The organism is Synechococcus sp. R3-13 (assembly GCF_047462195.1).
Taxonomy (GTDB): Bacteria; Cyanobacteriota; Cyanobacteriia; order Thermostichales; family Thermostichaceae; genus Thermostichus.
Map to the genome: position 1 here is coordinate 1 of NZ_JANSIO010000193.1, position 6073 is coordinate 6073.

The window sequence follows — 6073 nt, forward strand, 5'->3', positions numbered from 1 at the left end:
AAGCTCCCGCCTTTAGGCGGGGGTAGTTTACCTTCGTCTTCAGCTCCCCGGCTTGAACAGGCCAATGGCCGTGACCTGGTTGGATCCCACCTCAAAGGCAAAGGCCAGGCCCAGAGCATCGTAGTTGACGTAGTAGCGGTCGTCGCGCAGATACTCTCGGCTCCCCTTGGGATAGGGCACCACCTCGTTGTAGCCGTTCTCGCCGGGCCCACCGTAAACGGCGATCACTTCTGAGTAGGTGGAACCAATGCGGATCCCTTCACCGGTCATGGCTTCCGGGTGGGTTGTGTAGATGCGGTTGGCGAAAAAGCTATCCACAATGCCCGGATGACGGTAGGTGAAGAGGATGTAGTCCTGCAGGTAAAAGATCTTCAGGTCGCTGTTGGGCTGAAACACATTAGCTCCGGAGGCTGCTGGGATCTGATCGACATTGCCCAGCAGGTGGGTATCGACGTTGCGGGTATCCATGCCCAGCTCAAAGCGACCGACTCGGCCCTCTTGCACCAGCACGGTAGGCCGTGGGGGCAGGGTGGGTCGCCGTGGGGGCAAGGCCAGCGCTTGCAGGCCGGCATTCAGCCAAGCATTGTCATCTCCTTCCACCGTCTGCAAAGGCACTAAACCTCGCTCCAAAGAGCGACCATCTCCTGTCTTCCAGGTGGCCACGGCCAGTTCCACCGCCGCGCCGGAGGGGAGAGCAAAGAAGCGGGTTTGTCGCTCGCTGCCTTGGGTGGGCTGTCCCAAGATAAGGGTGCTACCGCTGGATCCCAACTGGGCAGCCAAGAGGGTGGCCCCCTGGCGGGTGTTACTATCCACGAGAACGGCCAACGGGATCCCGGCGGCAATGGGCAGATTTTCGCTGTTCCAGAGGGTGGGCTGCCCGAATCGGTCTTCGGTAATCAGCAGCGGCTGGACGGAGCGGGGCAAAAACAGGCGCGCCACATCTGCTACCACTTGGGGGTCGTAGCCCACCGAGCCGCGCAGGTCGAGGACAATGCCCTGGCTGTAGTCTTGGGTGTAGAGGGTTTGGCGGATTTGCTGAGCTGTGGCCGGGGTGAGATCCGGCACTGCCAAATAAACCTGGCGCGGGCCGATCCCGCGGGCTTGTAGGGGAGAACGAGGACGGTTGAGCAAGTCCTTAAAAGCTTGCGGATCCCAGAAACGATCGGCGGGATCCCCATACTCCCGCAGGATCTCTTGAATGAACTCGTACTCCACCTCAATAGAGGGGCGGGGATCCCCGTAGCTTCGGGCCAACAGGCGGGTGTAGAGGTCGTTGTAACTAACCGCAGCAGCTTGGTTGCCTGCACCCAAGGACTCGTTGATGAACAATTCCACCAGATGGCGGAGATCCAGCCCGACCGGCTCACGGGGAGGCGAAGGGGCTGCCGGGATCCCTGGATCGGGAAACGAACCTTGGGGATCCGAGGGCATGATGGGCACAGGAGGCAAGGCCGATTGGCCCACAGCGCTGCCGGGCCAGATCCCCGCGATCAGGGTGAGGATCCCCCAAGCCCCAATTGCGCGCGCAAATCCTTTCATGGTAGCCTGCCCTCTTGCAGATGTTGCGAATAGGATAAACCCTAAACGCTCCCCTCTGCCACTGTAGGCAGTGTTAGGTATCCGCTTTTTGCATTTTAGAACACTAGGGGTGACTGTCGCGCCCCCCTTCTTTGGAATGTTCCCAGCCGGGATCCGGAAAACCGCCCCACCACAGCCTACTCTTACTTGCCTTTTTTGCCCTTTTTGCTTGGCTTAGGCTTTTCTGCTGCTGGGGTCTCTGCAGTGGTTTCTTCTGCCTTCTCCTCAACCGGGATCGTTGCCTTTGGTTCTGAATCTGCCGCAGAATCTGAGAGGGTTTCCGCAGGGGATACTTCTACAGCCTCTTCTGGGGCCGGTTCGGCTTCCGCAGCTGCAGCTTCTCCATCCGTTTCCGCCCCCGTAGCCGTCTCTGATGAGGATTCAATTGCCTCAGGGATCCCAGATACCTCTGCTTCTGGCTCATCGGCCTCAAACTCGGCCTCTGGCACTTCAACCTTCTCCTCCGAGCCTGCCAAAGAAGTGGGCGCCTGGGTTGGATTCCCCTCGCTATCGACCCAGTTGACCGTGGTCTGAGACTTCAGCCAAGCCATCACCTTGTTGGTCAGCAAGCTTTCATAGACGGCTTGGCGTACTCGGCGTACTCGTTCCCGATCCAGCTTTTGGCCTTGCTGGGCATAGGCCGCCATCACCTCTTCCACCTCCACGTCCAACTCCGTGGAACCTACGGCAATTTGCTCTTGCCGAACGATGGCACTCAGGGCCAAGGTGCGCCGCAGCCGGTTGATGGCTTCGGGTCGGTGGCGCTCCATCAACTGGTTGAGGGTTTCAGGCGGCAGTTGGGACAGGAGCTTGCGGATCTCGCCTGGCGTGACCCCTTGCTGCTGTTGCAGCGAGTGAAGGCTTTGGGATAGCAGTTGCGTCATTTCCTGCTCGACTAGGGTCTCGGGCAGATCCACCTCGGTGGTTTCCAGGATGGCGTTGAGGATGGCGGTTTCGAGGTTCTCCTCAGATTGTGTCAGGGCATCCTGTTCAAGGCGCTTTTGCAAGTGCTCCCGCAGTTCGGCTACCGTTTGGAAGCTGCTGATCTCTTGCACAAAGGCATCATCCAATTCGGGCAGCTCTTTGGCCTTGATCTCCCTCAGGCAGACAGTGAAGGTAACCGTTTTCCCGGCCAACTCTTTTCTGAAGTAGTCGTCGGGGAAGGTGGCTGCGATCTCCTTGGTTTCGTCGAGCTGCATGCCCACGATGCCCGCCACAAAACCGGGGATGAAGTTGTCTTCCTTGAGTTCCAGCTGGAAGTCCTGGGTGGTCATCTCGTCGAGGGGATTGCCTTCTGCATCGCGGGCTGCAAAATCGATCACCACCACATCCCCCAACTGAGCAGACCGATCTTCTACCGGCAAGAGGGTGGCCCGCTGATCCCGCCATCGGTCGATGAGCTGGTCAATTTGCTCAGGCTTGACGTCAACGCGGGTTGCCGTGACGGTCAGCCCTTTGTATTGGCCAACGCGAGCTTCAGGGTACACCTCAACGTATCCCGAGAAGCTGAAGTCTGCCTCGGGGTTGAACTGAGCCAAGAGCTGACCCACCTCATCATCCAGCTCGAACCGGCTAATGGGAGTGAGCCGAGCTTCCTTGAAAGCCTGTTGAATGGCCTCGCTGATCAGGTCATCCACAGCACTGGCCATGATGCGCTCGCGGCCCACCTGCCGCACAACGAGGTTGCGGGGGGCCTTGCCCTTGCGGAATCCCGGAATTTGGATATTCTGCTCCAGTTGACGCAAGGTTTTTTCGTAGGAGCGCTTCACCCGGTCGGCTTCTACCACGATTTTGAGACCGACCCGGCTGCCAGGGCGTTTTTCTTGGATAACCTGCATAGGAAGTATGAGCTAGGGAGAGGGGCAAGTAGAAGCTCAATTCTACCTCAACGGCCTGTGGGTCAACCTGGAGATTCTAGGCAGGGGATCCCTCGGTGGCCACTTCTTTCACATCCTGGATGTCCTCTTGGGGTTCGGCACGCTTGCTGGGAGGCAGTTGCTTCACTTTGGCTTCCAGCTCCACCACCATTTCCTTGAGTTCGGTGATGGTGACCTCCTTCTCCTGCAGTTGCCGATTTTTTTCCCGGGCTTCGATGCTGAACTGTACGCGCATCCAGAGGCTATACAGCCAGGCGAGGGCGGCCCCAATCCCGGCAGATGCCAGAAGTTCCATCACCAGAGGGCTTTCAACGCTGACGCCGGGGGCAAAAGTAACCGTGACCGGGGTGGCGTTTTGCATGGCAAAGAGGGCAATGGCCAGGAGGGCTGAAAACAAGATCAGGTAGTTGAACAGTCGCATCGTTTTTCTCCTCGAAGGGATCCACTACGGCTTGCCAGCACCAGAATACCCATAAACTCGGGCCGGTTTTTGAGAAAAATTCCCTCAGAAAAACCAGCCATAACTGTGTAAGCCTTTGCCCAGAAAGTTGACCCCCAGGTAACATACCCAAACCACTCCAAAACCCAAGCTGGCCAAGAGGGCGGGGCGTCTGCCTTGCCAGCCTTTGGTGATGCGGGCGTGCAAATAGGCGGCAAAGACCAACCAGGTAATCAAGGCCCAGGTTTCTTTCGGATCCCAGCTCCAGTAGGTACCCCAGGCTTCGTTGGCCCAAACGGCGCCGGCGATAATGCCGATGGTCAACAGGGGAAAGCCCAGCCCGATGAGCCGGTAGCTGGTGTTGTCCAAGATTTCTGCCAGGCTCAGCCGTTGCCAGGGGATCCCTTCTGGGGCCGGTTGGGGAGGGAGCTCAGCCGACGAGGGGGCAGGGCGGGGGGAGCGGAGGCCGGCATAGGCCAGTTCTGAAGCCGGGGAAGGCAGGGTGGCTTCCGCCCATTCGGGATGGGTTTGGGGTTGGGGAGGGCGAAATTGCAGGCCGAGGGAGTTGCCCTTGAGATGGACATCCTGACCGCGAGTGACGATGAGAAAGCTGATGGAGAGAAGGGATCCCACCAGCAGCGCCGCGTAGGCCAGCAACATCACAGTCACGTGCATCATCAGCCAGTTGGATTGCAAAGCCGGCACGAGGGGCTGGGCTACCTGCATATCTTCCGGCAGCACCAAGGCAGCAAAGGCTACGATCCCGGTTACAACTGGGGCAGTCATGACCCCCACCCAGCGGCTGCGGCTCCAGTGGAGGGCCAGCAGGTGCAAAGCGGTGATCCCCCAGGCCAGGAAAAACAAAGACTCGTACAGATTACTCAAGGGGAAGTAGCCTGCATCGATCCAGCGGGCCGTCAACAGGGCGGCCATCGTCAAGTTTGCCCCGATCATCCCCGCTAGGCCCAATTCGGCCAAAAGCTGCACCTGGGGAAAAGCTGCCCCACCCCAGTAGAACAGCATGGCCCCCAGAGAAATGGCAAACGCCACGTTGTTGAGCAGAGCTTGCCACTGGGCCAGATCCATGCCCGCAAGAGCTGTTATCGCCAACAGAGCCATACACGACCTCAAAAGTGTCTCCGACCCGGCTTGAGCCAGGCCAGTTGATCCCATTCTAGGGCGGGGGAAGGGATCTTCCCCAAAGGACACATGCTGGTAATGTGGGGATGGCTTGTCTGCGGCTCGGCAGGATACAAAGAGCATTGGGATGTAAGGCTCATGCAAGAACACGCGGGAAATGCCAGGTTGAGAAGGTGGGGGTTGTTGAGATGGTGGATCTGTCTATTGACCGCCCTCGTTTTGGCCTCTTGTGGGGGATCCCCGCCTAAACCCCCGCAGGAACAGCTTCCCCAGCTAGAGCGCGTGCCGGTTCCCCCGGAGATTGCCAAGCTGGATGCCCATTTGCAGTATTGTCGCCCGCAAGTTCAGATCCTCAGCCCCAAGCCAGGTGAGGTGTTGCCAGAGCGGCAGGTAACCGTTCGCTTCGCGGTGCAAGGGTATCCACTTTTCAAAGATCCGCAATTGGGCCTTGGCCCTCATCTGCACGTGGTGCTGGACAACCGTCCCTACATCGCCCATTACGATGCCGATGCTCCCCTCGTTTTCAAGGATTTGGAGCCGGGATCCCATACTCTGCGGGTGTTTGCCGGCAAACCCTGGCACGAGAGCTTCAAAAACTCTGAAGCCTATGCCCAGGTCAGCTTTCACGTGTTAGCTCCCACCCCTGAGTACGTACCACAGCCGCAACTGCCCCTGCTCACCTACAACCGCCCCACAGGCAGCTACGGGGCCGAGCCAATCTTGGTGGATTTCTGGCTGGCCAATGCCCCAGTGCGGGAGAGCCTGTTGAGTGACTTGCCACGGGACTGGCGGATCCGCTACACCCTCAACGGCCAATCTGGCCTGCTGGATCGCTGGGAGTCTTTTTATCTGAAGGGCTTCAGGCCCGGTCGCAATGTGATGGTGCTGGAACTGGTGGACAGCAAAGGGGATCCCATCCGCAATGTGTTCAACAGCGCCGCCCGCGAGATCACCTACACCCCTGGCGGCCAAGACACCCTCTCCAAGCTGGTTCGGGGGGAGCTAAAAGCCGAAGAGGCCCTGGCCATCGTCCAGCCCC

4 protein-coding genes and 1 pseudogene are annotated in these 6073 nt (G+C 59.0%); 1 reads left to right on the top strand and 4 read right to left on the bottom strand.

The window, feature by feature from the left end; genetic code table 11:
* Positions 1–39: 39 nt before the first annotated feature.
* From NW856_RS05790 to ccsB, 4 genes are all read right to left on the bottom strand, one after another.
* Positions 40–1539 carry a S41 family peptidase gene (locus NW856_RS05790; protein WP_414399486.1) on the bottom strand — a complete coding sequence of 500 codons (1500 nt, stop codon included), beginning with the start codon at positions 1537–1539 and terminating at the stop codon, positions 40–42.
* Positions 1540–1721: 182 nt separating this feature from the next.
* Positions 1722–3416, bottom strand: coding sequence for a trigger factor (tig, locus tag NW856_RS05795; RefSeq protein WP_414399487.1), 1695 nt, complete (start codon positions 3414–3416; stop codon positions 1722–1724).
* A gap of 76 nt (positions 3417–3492) precedes the next feature.
* Positions 3493–3876, bottom strand: a complete 384-nt coding sequence (locus tag NW856_RS05800) for a lipopolysaccharide assembly LapA domain-containing protein (RefSeq protein ID WP_011431755.1) — start codon at positions 3874–3876, stop codon at positions 3493–3495.
* Positions 3877–3960: 84 nt separating this feature from the next.
* Entirely contained in the window at positions 3961–4980 is a 1020-nt protein-coding gene (ccsB, locus tag NW856_RS05805; protein ID WP_414399488.1) for a c-type cytochrome biogenesis protein CcsB, read from the bottom strand.
* A 258-nt stretch (positions 4981–5238) separates the two neighbouring features.
* Between ccsB and NW856_RS05810 the strand changes: the two are divergent.
* Positions 5239–6073: pseudogene (locus NW856_RS05810) on the top strand (hypothetical protein); the annotation flags it as partial.